The following is a 15,410-nucleotide window of genomic DNA, read 5'->3' on the forward strand; positions in this document are numbered from 1 at the left end:
CCCCTACGCAGCAACGGCCACCGACGGTACGGCCCGGCGCCGTATCACCGGCCAGGTCGCCACCCCGATCGTCAGCGCCATCAGATGCCCCCACTCGGTCATCGGATCGGTGAAAGCGAGCAGGTCCTGGACCAGCATCCCGCCGAACAGCACGAGCAACGGCCACCGCAGCCACGGTGGGAGCAGGCCCGCCAGCGCGCCCGTCGCTGCCGCGACGCCGAAGCTGATGCCGTAATCGAGGCGGTGCAGGGAGCTGTCGGGGAGGTGGCCGATCAGGACGGCGAGGCCTACCGGGAGCTCGGTCGCGAGCGTGGCCAGGACGTGGCCGAGGAGGAAGACGCCTGCCGCGCGCAGACCGCCTATGCGGCGCTCCAGCGCGGTCATGACCAGCAGGAAGCCGAGGACGTACGGCGACGCGATCCCGCCCGCGATCCACAGCGCGCTCGCGAGCAGCACGAGCACCGGTGTGCGTACCAGGTGGGCCACGTCGGTGCTGGAGCCCTGGAGCAGGGAGTGGACCAGGGTGGGGTCGGCGTACTCCGTCACGAGGGAGGTCACGGCCAGGACGGCGGCGTAGCCGAAGGTGAACGGCGTTCCGGTGGGGGTGGGGAGGAGGCGCCAAGGGCGGATCCGCGCGCGGGGCTTGGGGAGCTCGGCGGCATCCGGAACCGAAGCCGGTCCGCGCTGGGTGGGCACCGCGTCCAGCAGACCGCCGACGTCGGGACAGCAGGCGCCCGGCGAGGAGAGCACGTTGTCCGCAGACTTCGCCGTCCGTTCCACCGCGAGGCGCTCCTTCCGTTTCACCCCAGCCTTCGCGCTCCGCTGCCCCCGTGTCTGTGACCGGCGCCACGCGGACCCCGATTCACAGCCACTTCTCAACAACCGTCCGGCATCCCTCCCCAGGGGCGGGCCCCGGACAAATCCCTGTGCACCCCGCACCGAACTGCCAAAATGGGCCGATGCCCATCTCGTACGACATCCCCGAAGTCCTGGACCGTCGCGAGGGCCCGCACGGCGAGGTCGTGCTGCGCCGGCACGGTGAGCTGCTGCAGATCATCGCCAACGGGTGCTTCCTGATGGACACCTCCGACGGGCGCTCGGAGCGGCTGCTGGTGGACGTGGCGCTCGACGCGCTGGACGGCCGGCCAGAGCCGGGTGTGCTGATCGGCGGTCTCGGGGTCGGGTTCTCGCTCGCACATGCCGCCGCCGATCCGCGCTGGGGCCGGATCGCGGTCGTGGAGCGCGAAACGGCCATCATCGACTGGCATCGCCACGGCCCGCTGTCCGCTCTCTCCGCGGCGGCGCTCGCCGATCCACGCACCGACATTCTGGAGACGGATCTTGTCACTTATGTGAATGAGACATCGGACACGTACGACGCGCTGTGCCTGGACATCGACAACGGACCCGACTGGACCGTCACCGAGGGCAACGACGGGCTGTACTCGGCGCGCGGACTGGCCAGCTGCGCAAGGGTGTTGAGGCCCGGTGGCGTGCTGGCCGTGTGGTCGGCGCAGCCCTCACCGGAATTTGAAGGATCCCTACGGAATGCCGGGTTCCAACGGGTGCGTACCGAAGAGGTCCCGGTTGCCCGGGGCGTTCCGGACGTCGTGCACCTCGGGGTCCGACCTGGATAGCCGTGGCGTGGTGACTCCCCGTACTCTGCTTCCCTGGCGCAGATCATTCAAGCGTCAATCGCAAGCATGCGCAGGCATAAGCCAGTAAGCGGGATCACCCCACTGATTCCGGAAAGCAACCCTTGGGGCGGGCGATGGAGCAGACACACACCTCCCACAACGGCACGGCTACGGCCACTCCGGGCGCACAGCGCCGGGTGCTGGTGGTCGAGGACGACCCGACGATCGTGGAGGCCATCGCGACCCGCCTGCGTGCCGAGGGATTCCTCGTGCAAACCGCGGGCGACGGTCCGGCGGCGGTCGACACGGCCGAGGCCTGGCAGCCCGATCTGCTGATCCTCGACATCATGCTGCCCGGCTTCGACGGTCTGGAGGTCTGCCGTCGTGTGCAGGCCGCCCGGCCGGTGCCGGTGCTGATGCTCACCGCGCGCGACGACGAGACCGACATGCTGGTCGGACTCGGGGTCGGCGCCGACGACTACATGACCAAGCCGTTCTCGATGCGGGAGCTGGCCGCACGGGTGCACGTACTGCTGCGCCGGGTGGAGCGGGCCGCACTGGCCGCCGCGACGCCCAGAAGCGGCATCCTGCGCCTGGGCGAGCTGGAGATCGACCACGCGCAGCGCCGGGTCCGGGTCCGCAGTGAGGATGTTCACCTCACGCCGACCGAGTTCGACCTCCTGGTGTGCCTGGCGAACACCCCGCGCGCGGTCCTCTCCCGCGAGCAGCTGCTCGCCGAGGTGTGGGACTGGGCGGACGCCTCCGGCACCCGCACGGTCGACAGCCACATCAAGGCGCTGCGCCGGAAGATCGGTGCCGAGCGGATCCGCACGGTGCACGGCGTGGGCTACGCCCTGGAGACGCCGACGCCATGAGCGGCGGTCCGTCCGGACGGAGAGGCCCCTGGGAGCCCTGGGGCGGCGTGCGCCCGTTCTCGATCAAGACCAAGCTGGGTGCGCTCGTCGTCACCTCGGTCCTGATCACGACGGGTCTGTCGATGATCGCGGTCCGCACCAAGACCGAGCTGCGCTTCATCACGGTGTTCTCGATGATCGCCACACTGCTGATCACGCAGTTCGTGGCGCATTCGCTCACGGCTCCGCTGGACGAGATGAACGCGGTGGCCCGCTCCATCTCACACGGCGACTACACCCGCCGGGTGCGGGAGAACCGCCGGGACGAGCTGGGCGACCTCGCCGAGACCATCAACCGGATGGCCGACGACCTGGAGGCCCAGGAACAGCAGCGCAAGGAACTCGTGGCGAATGTCTCCCATGAGCTACGCACCCCCATCGCGGGGTTGCGGGCGGTGTTGGAGAACATCGTGGACGGGGTCTCGCCCGCGGACCCCGAGACGATGCGTACGGCCCTGAAACAGACGGAGCGGCTCGGCCGGCTGGTCGAGACCCTGCTCGACCTCTCCCGCCTCGACAACGGCGTCGTACCACTGAAGACGCGCCGCTTCGAGGTGTGGCCGTATCTGTCGGGCGTGCTGAAGGAGGCCAACATGGTCGCCTCCGCGCGCGCGGGCATCGCCTCCGGATCCGGCAGCCATACGCGTACGGACGTCCATCTGCACCTCGACGTGTCCCCGCCGGAGCTGACCGCGAACGCGGACCCGGAGCGGATCCACCAGGTCGTGGCCAACCTGATCGACAACGCGGTCAAGCACAGCCCGCCGCACGGGCGCGTGACGGTGAAGGCCCGGCGCGGACCGCTGGCGGACTCCCTTGAGCTGGAGGTCCTCGACGAGGGCCCCGGCATCCCCCGTTCGGAGTGGCACCGCGTCTTCGAGCGGTTCAACCGGGGGGCCGTGAACCGGCCGCACGGTCCCGGCAGCGACGGCGGCACGGGGCTCGGGCTGGCGATCGCCCGCTGGGCGGTGGATCTGCACGGCGGCCGGATCGGAGTGGCCGAATCCGAGCGGGGTTGCCGGATTCTTGTCACCCTTCCGGGACTTCCATCTCTGCCAAGTTGACGTAAAGTTCGAACCGGAGTCACAAGATCCATGTGCGTCCGCGCTGACGGACACGTGTGATCGGCCACAGGCCTGCGCCATCGGCGTCCGGGGCCCCGCTCCCGCCTTCCCTTCTGAAGCGGAACCACGCTTGTTTCCCGCCATTTCTGGCCCCGAAACACACTTTCCGATGTGACTTACGCGACGATGACCTTGCCCGGCCTGACCTTCCCGGCCATGGGGGCGTAGCCTTTATTCCCGCTGTCCATCACCTTGTGAAGCGGAAGAGGGCGGTTGCCGCCGTGTCGCCACAGTCCCCCAGTAACTCGAGCATCTCGACCGACACCGACCAAGCGGGGAAGAACCCCGCTGCTGCGTTCGGTCCCAATGAGTGGCTCGTCGACGAGATCTATCAGCAGTACCTCCAGGACCCGAACTCGGTCGACCGAGCCTGGTGGGACTTCTTCGCCGACTACAAGCCGGGAGCGGCCGCCGCCCCGGCGGCGACTGCTGCTCCGGCCCCTGCCGCGCCGGCCCAGGCCGCGCCCGCCGCCCCGGCCGCTCCCGCGGCTCCTGCGGTGCCCGCTCCGGCTCCCGCCGCGCCTGCGGCCCCGAAGCCCGCCGCGGCCGCTCCGGCGCCCGCGCAGGCCGCCGCCCCGGCTCCCGCTGCCGCTCCGGCCGCTGCGAAGCCCGCCGCGGCCAAGCCGAAGGCCGAGCCCGCCGCCGCGTCCGCGGACGGTCCGGAGCTGGTCACGCTGCGTGGCCCCGCCGCCGCCGTCGCGAAGAACATGAACGCCTCGATCGAGGTGCCCACGGCCACGTCCGTGCGCGCGGTCCCGGTGAAGCTGCTCTTCGACAACCGCATCGTCATCAACAACCACCTGAAGCGCGCCCGGGGCGGGAAGATCTCCTTCACCCACCTCATCGGCTACGCGATGGTGCAGGCCATCAAGGCCATGCCGTCGATGAACTACTCCTTCACGGAGAAGGACGGCAAGCCGACCCTGGTCAAGCCGGAGCACGTCAACTTCGGCCTCGCCATCGACCTGGTGAAGCCCAACGGCGACCGCCAGCTGGTCGTCGCGGGCATCAAGAAGGCCGAGACGCTGAACTTCTTCGAGTTCTGGCAGGCCTACGAGGACATCGTCCGCCGCGCCCGTGACGGCAAGCTGACGATGGACGACTTCACCGGTGTCACGGTCTCCCTGACCAACCCCGGCGGCCTCGGCACCGTCCACTCCGTGCCGCGTCTGATGCCCGGACAGTCGGTCATCATGGGCGTCGGCTCCATGGACTACCCGGCGGAGTTCCAGGGCACGTCCCAGGACACCCTGAACAAGCTCGGCATCTCGAAGGTCATGACGCTCACGTCGACCTACGACCACCGGGTCATCCAGGGCGCCGCCTCCGGCGAGTTCCTGCGGATCGTCGCGAACCTCCTCCTCGGCGAGGGCGGCTTCTACGACGACATCTTCGAGGCCCTGCGCATCCCCTACGAGCCGGTCCGCTGGCTCAAGGACATCGACGCCTCGCACGACGACGACGTCACCAAGGCCGCGCGGGTCTTCGAGCTGATCCACTCCTACCGGGTCCGCGGTCACGTCATGGCCGACACCGACCCGCTGGAGTACCGCCAGCGCAAGCACCCCGACCTGGACATCACCGAGCACGGGCTCACCCTGTGGGACCTGGAGCGCGAGTTCGCGGTCGGCGGTTTCGCGGGCAAGTCCCTGATGAAGCTGCGCGACATCCTCGGCGTGCTGCGCGACTCGTACTGCCGCACCACCGGCGTCGAGTTCATGCACATCCAGGACCCCAAGCAGCGCAAGTGGATCCAGGACCGCATCGAGCGCGCGCACTCCAAGCCGGAGCGCGAGGAGCAGCTGCGCATCCTGCGCCGGCTGAACGCCGCGGAGGCCTTCGAGACCTTCCTGCAGACGAAGTACGTCGGCCAGAAGCGCTTCTCCCTGGAGGGCGGCGAGTCCGTCATCCCGCTGCTCGACGCGGTCATCGACAGCGCTGCCGAGTCGCGCCTGGACGAGGTCGTCATCGGCATGGCCCACCGCGGCCGCCTGAACGTTCTCGCCAACATCGTGGGCAAGTCGTACGCCCAGATCTTCCGCGAGTTCGAGGGCAACCTCGACCCGAAGTCGATGCACGGCTCCGGCGACGTGAAGTACCACCTGGGCGCCCAGGGCACCTTCACGGGCCTCGACGGTGAGCAGATCACCGTCTCGCTGGCCGCGAACCCGTCCCACCTGGAGACGGTCGACCCGGTCATCGAGGGCATCGCCCGCGCCAAGCAGGACATCATCAACAAGGGCGGCACGGACTTCACCGTCCTGCCGGTCGCCCTGCACGGTGACGCGGCCTTCGCGGGCCAGGGTGTGGTGGCCGAGACCCTGAACATGTCGCAGCTGCGGGGTTACCGCACCGGCGGCACGGTCCACATCGTCATCAACAACCAGGTCGGCTTCACGGCGGCGCCTGAGTCGTCCCGCTCGTCGATGTACGCGACGGACGTGGCGAGGATGATCGAGGCCCCGATCTTCCACGTGAACGGCGACGACCCGGAAGCGGTCGTGCGTGTCGCGCGCCTGGCCTTCGAGTTCCGTCAGGCGTTCAACAAGGACGTCGTGATCGACCTCATCTGCTACCGCCGCCGTGGTCACAACGAGTCGGACAACCCGGCCTTCACCCAGCCGCTGATGTACGACCTGATCGACAAGAAGCGCTCGGTGCGCAAGCTCTACACCGAGTCCCTCATCGGTCGCGGCGACATCACCCTGGAAGAGGCCGAGCAGGCGCTCCAGGACTACCAGGGCCAGCTGGAGAAGGTCTTCACCGAGGTCCGCGAGGCCATCACGGCCCAGCCGGCCGCGGGACCGATCTCGGACCCGCAGGCGGACTTCCCGGTCGCCGTGAACACCGCGATCACCACGGAGACCGTCAAGCGGATCGCCGAGTCCCAGGTCAACATCCCCGACACCTTCCACGTCCACCCGCGTCTGCTGCCCCAGCTCCAGCGCCGGGCGACGATGGTCGAGGACGGGACGATCGACTGGGGCATGGGCGAGACGCTCGCCGTCGGCTCGCTGCTCCTGGAGGGCACCCCGGTCCGTCTGTCGGGCCAGGACTCCCAGCGCGGCACCTTCGGCCAGCGCCACGCGGTCCTCATCAACCGCGAGACGGGCGAGGAGTACACCCCGCTCCAGTACCTCGCCGAGGACCAGGCCCGCTACAACGTCTACAACTCCCTGCTCTCCGAGTACGCGGTCATGGGCTTCGAGTACGGCTACTCGCTGGCCCGCCCCGACGCGCTCGTGATGTGGGAAGCGCAGTTCGGCGACTTCGTCAACGGCGCGCAGACGGTGGTCGACGAGTACATCTCGGCGGCGGAGCAGAAGTGGGGCCAGACCTCTGGCGTCACCCTGCTCCTCCCGCACGGCTACGAGGGCCAGGGCCCGGACCACTCCTCGGCCCGTGTCGAGCGCTTCCTCCAGCTCTGCGCCCAGAACAACATGACGGTCGCGATGCCGACCCTGCCGTCGAACTACTTCCACCTCCTGCGGTGGCAGGTGCACAACCCGCACCACAAGCCGCTGGTGGTCTTCACCCCGAAGTCGATGCTGCGCCTCAAGGCCGCCGCGTCGAAGACGGAGGAGTTCACGTCGGGTCAGTTCCGCCCCGTCATCGGCGACGCGACGGTGGACCCGGCCGCGGTCCGCAAGGTCGTCTTCGTCGCGGGCAAGCTGTACTACGACCTGGAGGCCGAGCGGGTCAAGCGCGGCATCACGGACACGGCGCTCATCCGTATCGAGCGTCTGTACCCGCTGCCGGGTGCCGAGCTCCAGGCGGAGATCGCCAAGTACCCGAACGCCGAGAAGTACCTGTGGGCCCAGGAGGAGCCGGCGAACCAGGGTGCGTGGCCCTTCATCGCCCTCAACCTGATCGACCACCTCGACCTCGCGGTCGGCGCGGACGTCCCGCACGGCGAGCGCCTGCGGCGCATCTCGCGCCCGCACGGCTCGTCGCCGGCGGTGGGTTCGGCCAAGCGTCACCAGGCCGAGCAGGAGCAGTTGGTGCGTGAGGTGTTCGAGGCGTAGGTCTCGGAACAGCTGGTCAATTGACCGCAGAAGGGCCCGACCCCGTCAGGGGGCCGGGCCCTTCCCGCTACGGGGGTGTGTTCGTGGGCAAGCGCCACATACGGAAGATGCTGCGACGGATGGGCAGCGGTGAGCCCGTCCGGGCCACCACCGCCCTGGGGACCACCAAGGGGCTCGCTCGACTCGCCTTCTACGCCGAGCAGTTCGGGTACCAGTACGCGAACGCCCATCAGCTCGGCAACAAGTACGTGATCCGGGTCGTGCCCGCCTCCGGCACCGCCGCACGCGCGCGTGCGGCGGAGAACTGGATGAGATACCCGGGCGCCGCCCAGGGAGGGGCGCTGCCGCCGCTGGACGACGGCGCGGTCGCGGTGCTGAACGCGCGGATCAGTTTCGAGCTGGCCACCCGCTTCACCGAGAAGCAGATGCTCGGGCTCACCGTGTTCGGCTTCACCGGGGTGGCCATCGGCCCCTGGATCAAGTTCGGCCTTCTCGTCGGCGGCAGCCTCTGGGCCGTACTGATGGCCCTCATCCCGGTCCTGCTCGTCGCCAACCGGCGCTACCGGGCCAGGAACGCCGCCCTGCTGGAGGGCGCGGGATTCACCGCGGTGACCGAGCCGGACGGGCGGCCGCGGTATCTGCCGCCCGCCGCCGGCCGACCGGAGTGACTACTCGTCGTCCTCGTCGTCCAGCCGCGCGAGCCATGTGGCCAGCCGCTCCACCGGCACCTCGAAGTCCGGGTTGAGATCGACGAACGTCCGCAGCTGCTCGGCGAGCCACTCGAAGGTGACCTCCTCCTGGCCGCGCCGCTTCTCCAGTTCCTCGATGCCACGGTCGGTGAAGTACAACTCTCGCTCCTGATACGAAAGGGCACTGCCCTGGGACCTACTCCCTCAGGGTATGCCGTACGTCCGTGGCGGGACGGGCCAGGTCGCACGGCGGCCCGGCAGGGCGTACGTCAGTCGCGGGGGCGGGCCAGGTCGTACGCCAGTCCCAGTGCCCCGTGCGCCAGCAGCAGGACGCCTGCCGTGATCCAGCCGCCGCTGCGGCGGTGCAGCCCGAGGGCGGTGAGCGGGGCGCCCGCGATGACCTGGGCGAGGGCCAGGACGCGGGCCTTGGGGGTGCCTGCCCAGGGGAGCCAGGGGCCCAGGCGGCTGCTCTCGACGACGTCGAGTTCCGCGCGGACCGCGTCCCGCCAGCCCGGCCACTCGATCGGGAGGGCGTCCGGCTGGACGCGGGCGACCTCGCGGAGACGGTCGGCGGGGTCGCCGGGAGTGAGGCCGGTGGGGAGGGTCAGGCCGGTGCGGGTGAGGACGGCGAGGAGGCCACGGAGGCGGGCGCGGGCGTCGGCCGCCGGGTCCGGTTCCATGAGGGCGTCCAGGGACTGCGCGTCCAGGACCGGGTCCAGGCCCAGGCGGGTGGCGAAGGTGCGCATGGCCTCGTCCTCGCCGGCCGGGGTGCCGTTGGCGAGCCAGACGTAGCCGACGGGGCGGCGGAAGCCGGAGGCGAGGGTGTAGCCGCTGCGGTCGGCGTCCCACCACAGGGCCACGACGGGCCAGGGGGCGCCGACGGCGAGTGCCGTGGCCCAGCCGGTGAGCACCCGGTCGACCGGCTCGCCGCCCTGCTGCCAGGGCTTGCCCTCGGGGACGAGGACGCTCCACTGCCCGCCCGCGCTCGTGAGCAGCATGCGTTCGCGCAGCAGTTGGGCGGCCGGGGCGACGGACTCGGGTTCCGCGCGGCAGAGGAGCAGGGCGCCCGGGGCGGGACCGGGACGAGGGGCACCGGGACGAGGGGCTTCCGTCGGCGACATGCTCACACGCTAGGTGGATTCGTACTGTTTGGTCATTTTTGGGGCGCGAGTGTCCCCAGAACGGGTGTCTTGACTTTCCGTGCCCGCGATATATCGTGAATAGCGGAAGACGCGATATGGCGTGTGTGGTGTCACGGGGAGGTCTGCACCATGTCCGAGTGGTCCGTATCGGAGCCGCGGAAGCTCACGTTCGACGAGCCGGTGAGCCGGCTCCATGTACGCATCGTCAATGGAACGGTGAACGTCGTGGGCACGGACGAAGGTTCCGCCCGTCTGGAGGTCTCCGAGCTGGAGGGGCCGCCCCTGGCGGTGACCCAGGAGGGCGGCGTCCTCACGGTGGCCTACGACGATCTGCCCTGGAAGGGCTTCCTCAAGTGGCTGGACCGCAAGGGCTGGCGGCGCAGCGCCGTCGTCTCGCTGGCCGTGCCGGCCAACACCGAAGTCGAGGTGGGCGTGGTGGGCGCCGCGGCCGTGGTCTCGGGGATCGACGGACGCGCGGAGGTCAAGGGGGTCACCGGCGACACCACGCTCGTCGGGCTCACCGGTCCCGTCCGCGCCGACACCGTCTCGGGCAGTCTGGAGGCCCAGGCCCTGCGCGGAGACCTCCGCTTCAACTCCGTCTCCGGGGACCTGACCGTGGTCGAGGCGGGCTCCTCGGTCAAGGCGGAGTCGGTGAGCGGTTCGATGATCGTCGACCTCGATCCGACGAGCCGCCCGACCGACATCAACCTGACGAGCGTCTCCGGCGAGATCGCCATCCGGCTCCCCCACCCGGCGGACGCGGAGGTGGAGGCGAACACCGCGAGCGGAAAGGTCTCCAACGCCTTCGAGGACCTGCGGGTCGGCGGCCAGTGGGGCGCCAAGCGGATCACCGGCCGGCTCGGCGCGGGCCGCGGCAGCCTCAAGGCGACCACCGTCTCCGGCTCGATCGCCCTGCTGCGCCGACCGCCGGCCGAGGACGTGCCGTGGGACGTGGACCCGGCGGACGTGCACCCGGCGCCCGAGGAGGGACCCATAGGCCCGGTGGCCGATCCACAGAGCGACTCGGGGGACAATTCCGTTTCCGGCCCGGGTGAGGGCGCTGACGCCGCGGACGCGGCCGACGCCGACGACACCCCGGCCGACGGCACGACCGACAAGAAGGTGCTCTGACATGCCTCCCGTCTTCGCCCACGGCCGCCTCCGCCTCTACCTGCTGAAGCTGCTCGACGAGGCCCCCCGCCACGGCTACGAGGTGATCCGGCTGCTGGAGGAGCGGTTCCAGGGGCTGTACGCACCCTCGGCCGGCACCGTCTACCCCCGTCTCGCCAAGCTGGAGGCCGAGGGCCTGGTCACCCACACCACCGAGGGCGGCCGCAAGGTGTACGCCATCACGGACGCGGGCCGCGCCGAACTGGCCGACCGCAGCGGTGAGCTGGCCGATCTGGAGCTGGAGATCCGGGAGTCGGTCGCCGAGCTCGCCGCCGAGATCCGGGCCGATGTGCGCGGCGCGGCGGGCGATCTGCGGCGCGAGATGCGGGCGGCCGCCTCGGAGGCCGGCGGCGGCGAACAGGACGGCGCCCCCGGGGAGTTCGGGGACTACGGCGACAAGGAGGCGTGGCGCGTCGCCAAGGAGGAGATGCGCCGCGTCAAGCAGGAGTGGAAGGAGCAGGCCCGGCGCGCCAAGGACGAGAGCCGGCGGGCCCGCGAGGAGGCCCAGCGGGCCCGGCGGCAGGCCAAGGAGGCGCAGGAGCGGGCGCGGGTCCAGGCCCAGGAGGAGGTGCAGCGCATCGCGCGGCGGGTCCAGGAGCAGGTGCAGGATCACTTCGCGCGGGGTGACTGGCCGACGGGGGTGCGCGAGGGGCTGACCGAACTGGCCAAGGAGTTCGGCGAGTTCGGGCGGGACTACGGCAGGGAGTTCGGCAAGGACTTCGGGTTCGGGCACGGGCACGCGGAGAAGAACGCCGCGAAGTCGGCGCCGAGTGCGCCCGAGTACTCGCAGACCCCCGAGGACTTCCCCGCCGACTACGAACCGGCCTGGGCCCATGAGGACGGCACCGGGGACTCGGCCCGCGACCTGGACCGCCTTCTCGACCGCTTCCGGGACGACATCCGCGACGCGGCCCGGGACCACGGCGTCACCTCGGACCAACTCCGCGACGCCCGCCGCCATCTGTCGACGGCGGCGGCACACATCGGGGCGATACTGCGGACACCGAAGGCCTGAGGCGCCTTGGGCCCGCCGATGGGCCCGGCGTCGTCCGACCGCCCCCGACCCCGCCCCGCCTCAGCCCGCCTTCGCCTCCCCGTCGCCGTAGAGCACGCGGACCAGCGACTCGTAGGTCACACCGTGGTCGGCGAGCACCTCGCCCGGGACGCCGGGGCGGATCGTGAGGGCGACAAGCATGTGTTCGTCGCCGACATGGCGGTCACGGCGGGCGACGGCGGTGCGCAGGGCTCGTTCCAGGACGTCCTTGGCGCCCCGGCTGAAGGGGCGGCGCCCGGTCAGGCCACTCCTGCCCTTGCGATCGCCGGACATCGCGCCGACGCCGTGCACCTCCTCGACGCGGGCGACGATCCGCGCGACGTCGATGCCGAGACCGGCGAGGGCGTCGGACTCGGCCTGAGAGAGGCCTGCGCGGCGCCGGGACTCGGCCAGGGACTGCCGTACCGACTCCTTGCGTTCCTCCGCGACACCCAGCGAGGCCAGCGCGAAGGACGCGCGGCTCGCCTCGCGGTCGAGCAGCGCGAGCAGGATGTGCTCGGCGTCGACGGTGGCCGCACCTGTCCGTTCGGCCTGTTCCACCGCCGACTGCACCACGGCGCGGGCGTCCTTCGTGAACCGCTCGAACATCAATGCCTCCCGTACTTCTTGTGCACGGCCTGCCTGCTCACACCGAGTTCGGCGGCGATCTCCTGCCACGACCAGCCCTGGTTGCGCGCGCTGCGCACCTGCACCGACTCCAGCTGTTCGAGGAGCCGGCGCAGGGCGGCGACGGCCCGCAGGCCGACCCGTGGATCGCGGTCGCCCGCCCGCTCGGCGAGATCCGTTGCTTCGGTCATGACGTCAACTTACGTTGACAAGAGCCGCATGTCAACCAGAGTTGACACCACGGGTACACGAAAGGCGGGCCCGGCGCCCCGGACCCGCCTCACGGCACGTCACATCACGTCACATCAGGAATTCGTGAGCACGATCTTCCCGAACTGCTCGCCCGACTCCAGCCGTTCGAAGCCCTCCCGGGCCCGGTCCAGCGGAAGCACCTCGTCGATCACCGGGCGTACCCCGGTGGCGGCGCAGAACGACAACAGGTCCTCCAGCTCGTCCTTGGTGCCCATGGTCGAGCCCACGACCTTGAGTTCGAGGAAGAAGATCCGGGTGAGTTCGGCGTGCGAGGGCCGGTCGCCGCTCGTCGCGCCGGAGATGACCAGCGTGCCGCCCGGCTTCAGGGACTTCACCGAGTGGGACCAGGTGGCAGCACCGACGGTCTCGATGACCGCGTCCACCCGCTGCGGCAGCCGCGCGCCCGACTCCAGCGCCTCCACGGCGCCCAGCTCGATGGCCCGCTTCCGCTTGGCCTCGTCCCGGCTGGTGGCGAAGACTCGCAGACCGGCGGCCTTGCCGAGCACGATCGCGGCCGTGGCGACACCACCGCCGGCGCCCTGCACGAGGACCGAGTCGCCGGGGCGTACGCCCGCGTTGGTGAAGAGCATCCGGTACGCCGTCAGCCACGCCGTGGGCAGACAGGCGGCCTCGGCGAAGGAGAGCTCCTTGGGCTTGGGCAGGACGTTCCAGGTCGGCACGGCGACCTGCTCGGCGAAGGTGCCCTGGTAGTGCTCGGTGAGGATGGAGCGGGGCTCCCTGGGGCCGACGCCGTGTCCGGTCTGGCCGATCACGGAGTGCAGGACGACCTCGTTGCCGTCCTCGTCGACACCGGCGGCGTCACAGCCGAGGATCATCGGCAGCTTGTCCTCGGGCAGGCCGACGCCCTTGAGGGACCAGAGGTCGTGGTGGTTGAGGGAGGCGGCCCTGACGTCGATCACGCTCCAGCCGGGTCGGGCCTCGGGGGCCGGGCGCTCCCCCAACTCCAGGCCGTTGAGCGGCTGGTCACGGTCGATGCGGGCGGCGTAGGCGGCGAACATGACCTTGACGATAGGGTCCGGCGCGGCTCGGGGGAACCGCGGAGCTCTGTGACACACACCCTCTTGCCAGTCCGGCACCCCGCCGGTGCCGGGCCGCGCGACCCGCTCCCGGCCGACGCCGACCCCGGGACGCCACCACTCGAACAGCCCCACCCCAACGTAAAAAGTGGCCCCGCCCGGAACGCACCGGACAGGGCCACCTCAACGCTCACTCACCTCAACGGCGGGCGACACCCTCCGCACGGGCCGCGGCCGCGACGGCCGCCGTGACGGCCGGAGCGACGCGCTCGTCGAACGGGGACGGGATCACGTAGTCCGCCGCGAGATCGTCGCCGACGACCGCCGCCAGGGCCTCCGCCGCCGCGATCTTCATGCCCTCGGTGATGCGGGAGGCCCGCACCTGGAGCGCACCGGCGAAGATGCCGGGGAACGCGAGGACGTTGTTGATCTGGTTGGGGAAGTCGGAGCGGCCGGTGGCCACGACCGCCGCGTACTTGTGCGCGACGTCCGGGTGCACCTCGGGGTTCGGGTTGGCCATGGCGAAGACGAAGGCGCCCTCTGCCATCGACGCCACCGCCTCCTCCGCGACCGTGCCGCCGGAGACGCCGATGAAGACGTCGGCACCCTCCAGCGCGGCCTCCAGGGACCCGGTGAGGCCGGCCTTGTTGGTGAAGCCGGCGAGTTCCCGCTTGACCGGGGTCAGGTCGTCCCGGTCGGCCGACACCACGCCCTTGCGGTCGGCGACGGCGACGTCCCCGATCCCGGCGTCGACGAGGATCTTCGCGATGGCGACACCGGCCGCGCCGGCGCCCGAGATGACCGCCCGCAACTCGCCGACGGCGCGCCCGGTCAGCCGCGCGGCGTTGCGCAGGGCGGCCAGGGTCACGACGGCCGTGCCGTGCTGGTCGTCGTGGAAGATCGGGATGTCGAGGGCGTCCTGGAGGCGCTTCTCGATCTCGAAGCACCGGGGCGCCGAGATGTCCTCCAGGTTCACGCCGCCGAAGGACGGTGCGAGCCGGACCACGGTCTCGACGATCTCGTCGACGTCCGTGCAGGCCAGCGCGATCGGCACCGCGTCGACGCCGCCGAACTGCTTGAAGAGGATGGCCTTGCCTTCCATCACCGGAAGGGAGGCCTCGGGCCCGATGTCACCGAGTCCGAGCACCGCCGTACCGTCCGTGACGACGGCGACGACGGAGGACTTCCACGTGTAGTCGTGGACGAGGTCGGGCTGCTCGGCGATGGCGCTGCACACCTTCGCCACGCCGGGCGTGTACGCGAGGGACAGGTCGTCCTTGTCGCGGATCGGCACGGTGGCCTGCACGGCCATCTTGCCGCCGCGGTGCAGCGCGAACGCGGGGTCGAAGGAATCGAGGGGCTCCGCCCCGTCCTGGCCCGTTTCGTTGTCGCTGCGAGGATTGACGATCTCCGCTGCCACTTGTTCTACCCCTTAGATATTCATGGTTTGAGGGTGGCCACTCCTGGTTGAGAAGTGGGCGGGCACCGCGTACGACCCTGTCGGTGATGCGTATGGGCCGTGCGCGACGGGCGCGCCGCACACGCGCCCTGAGCCCCGGATGAGGGGTGTAAAGAACCTTCTTACCGGACGGACGGCACGCTCGACGAGTCCATAAGTGCAAGGTCACATGTCGACATCCGAAGGTCACGGAACAGTGACATGAATCATGGTCAAATATACGGACTCGTCCTCGACCGCCTCTTGACGGAGACTCGAACAATGGAGCGACACGTCAAGGTGTCACTCACATCGTGAGATG

14 protein-coding genes are annotated in these 15,410 nt (G+C 70.3%); 7 read left to right on the plus strand and 7 right to left on the minus strand.

Annotation, left to right across the window (positions count from 1 at the left end; genetic code table 11):
* Nucleotides 1-3: 3 nt before the first annotated feature.
* Nucleotides 4-780, minus strand: coding sequence for a rhomboid-like protein (locus ACFY0U_RS34710; RefSeq protein WP_388642553.1), 777 nt, complete (start codon nucleotides 778-780; stop codon nucleotides 4-6).
* A gap of 179 nt (nucleotides 781-959) precedes the next feature.
* On the opposite strand from ACFY0U_RS34710, the gene ACFY0U_RS34715 reads away from it, so the two are divergent.
* From ACFY0U_RS34715 to ACFY0U_RS34735, 5 genes are all read left to right on the plus strand, one after another.
* Nucleotides 960-1,637 (plus strand): spermidine synthase, encoded by a 678-nt coding sequence (locus ACFY0U_RS34715; protein WP_388642555.1) that lies wholly within the window; start codon nucleotides 960-962, stop codon nucleotides 1,635-1,637.
* Between the two features lie 134 nt (nucleotides 1,638-1,771).
* Nucleotides 1,772-2,512, plus strand: coding sequence for a response regulator transcription factor (locus ACFY0U_RS34720; protein ID WP_046261291.1), 741 nt, complete (start codon nucleotides 1,772-1,774; stop codon nucleotides 2,510-2,512).
* Nucleotides 2,509-3,615 (plus strand): ATP-binding protein, encoded by a 1,107-nt coding sequence (locus ACFY0U_RS34725; RefSeq protein WP_388642557.1) that lies wholly within the window; start codon nucleotides 2,509-2,511, stop codon nucleotides 3,613-3,615. Before ACFY0U_RS34720 ends, ACFY0U_RS34725 begins: the two co-directional genes overlap by 4 nt.
* A gap of 281 nt (nucleotides 3,616-3,896) precedes the next feature.
* Nucleotides 3,897-7,700 carry a multifunctional oxoglutarate decarboxylase/oxoglutarate dehydrogenase thiamine pyrophosphate-binding subunit/dihydrolipoyllysine-residue succinyltransferase subunit gene (locus tag ACFY0U_RS34730; protein ID WP_388642558.1) on the plus strand — a complete coding sequence of 1,268 codons (3,804 nt, stop codon included), beginning with the start codon at nucleotides 3,897-3,899 and terminating at the stop codon, nucleotides 7,698-7,700.
* 83 nt (nucleotides 7,701-7,783) lie between these two features.
* On the plus strand, nucleotides 7,784-8,368 hold the full coding sequence (locus ACFY0U_RS34735) for a hypothetical protein (RefSeq protein ID WP_388642560.1): 585 nt from the start codon (nucleotides 7,784-7,786) through the stop codon (nucleotides 8,366-8,368).
* Here ACFY0U_RS34735 and ACFY0U_RS34740 read toward each other — a convergent pair whose 3' ends face one another.
* Nucleotides 8,369-8,548: a DUF6104 family protein gene (locus ACFY0U_RS34740; protein WP_010476542.1), complete on the minus strand. Its 180-nt coding sequence runs from the start codon at nucleotides 8,546-8,548 to the stop codon at nucleotides 8,369-8,371.
* Nucleotides 8,549-8,658: 110 nt separating this feature from the next.
* Nucleotides 8,659-9,510, minus strand: coding sequence for a hypothetical protein (locus ACFY0U_RS34745; RefSeq protein WP_388642562.1), 852 nt, complete (start codon nucleotides 9,508-9,510; stop codon nucleotides 8,659-8,661).
* Between the two features lie 150 nt (nucleotides 9,511-9,660).
* Here ACFY0U_RS34745 and ACFY0U_RS34750 point away from each other — a divergent pair, with 150 nt between their 5' ends.
* A complete protein-coding gene (locus ACFY0U_RS34750; RefSeq protein WP_388642563.1) occupies nucleotides 9,661-10,662 on the plus strand; it encodes a DUF4097 domain-containing protein in 1,002 nt (333 codons plus the stop codon).
* Between the two features lies 1 nt (nucleotide 10,663).
* Nucleotides 10,664-11,716 (plus strand): helix-turn-helix transcriptional regulator, encoded by a 1,053-nt coding sequence (locus ACFY0U_RS34755; RefSeq protein WP_388642564.1) that lies wholly within the window; start codon nucleotides 10,664-10,666, stop codon nucleotides 11,714-11,716.
* A 60-nt stretch (nucleotides 11,717-11,776) separates the two neighbouring features.
* Here ACFY0U_RS34755 and ACFY0U_RS34760 read toward each other — a convergent pair whose 3' ends face one another.
* From ACFY0U_RS34760 to ACFY0U_RS34775, 4 genes are all read right to left on the minus strand, one after another.
* Nucleotides 11,777-12,343: a Clp protease N-terminal domain-containing protein gene (locus ACFY0U_RS34760; RefSeq protein WP_388642566.1), complete on the minus strand. Its 567-nt coding sequence runs from the start codon at nucleotides 12,341-12,343 to the stop codon at nucleotides 11,777-11,779.
* Nucleotides 12,343-12,552, minus strand: a complete 210-nt coding sequence (locus tag ACFY0U_RS34765; protein WP_007384656.1) for a helix-turn-helix domain-containing protein — start codon at nucleotides 12,550-12,552, stop codon at nucleotides 12,343-12,345. Before ACFY0U_RS34765 ends, ACFY0U_RS34760 begins: the two co-directional genes overlap by 1 nt.
* Before the next feature lie 114 nt (nucleotides 12,553-12,666).
* A complete protein-coding gene (locus ACFY0U_RS34770) occupies nucleotides 12,667-13,632 on the minus strand; it encodes a zinc-binding dehydrogenase (RefSeq protein ID WP_388642568.1) in 966 nt (321 codons plus the stop codon).
* Between the two features lie 217 nt (nucleotides 13,633-13,849).
* Entirely contained in the window at nucleotides 13,850-15,070 is a 1,221-nt protein-coding gene (locus tag ACFY0U_RS34775; RefSeq protein ID WP_388642570.1) for an NADP-dependent malic enzyme, read from the minus strand.
* Between the last annotated feature and the right edge of the window lie 340 nt (nucleotides 15,071-15,410).

The sequence above is a fragment of the Streptomyces sp. NPDC001536 genome, assembly GCF_042894505.1.
Taxonomy (GTDB): Bacteria; Actinomycetota; Actinomycetes; order Streptomycetales; family Streptomycetaceae; genus Streptomyces.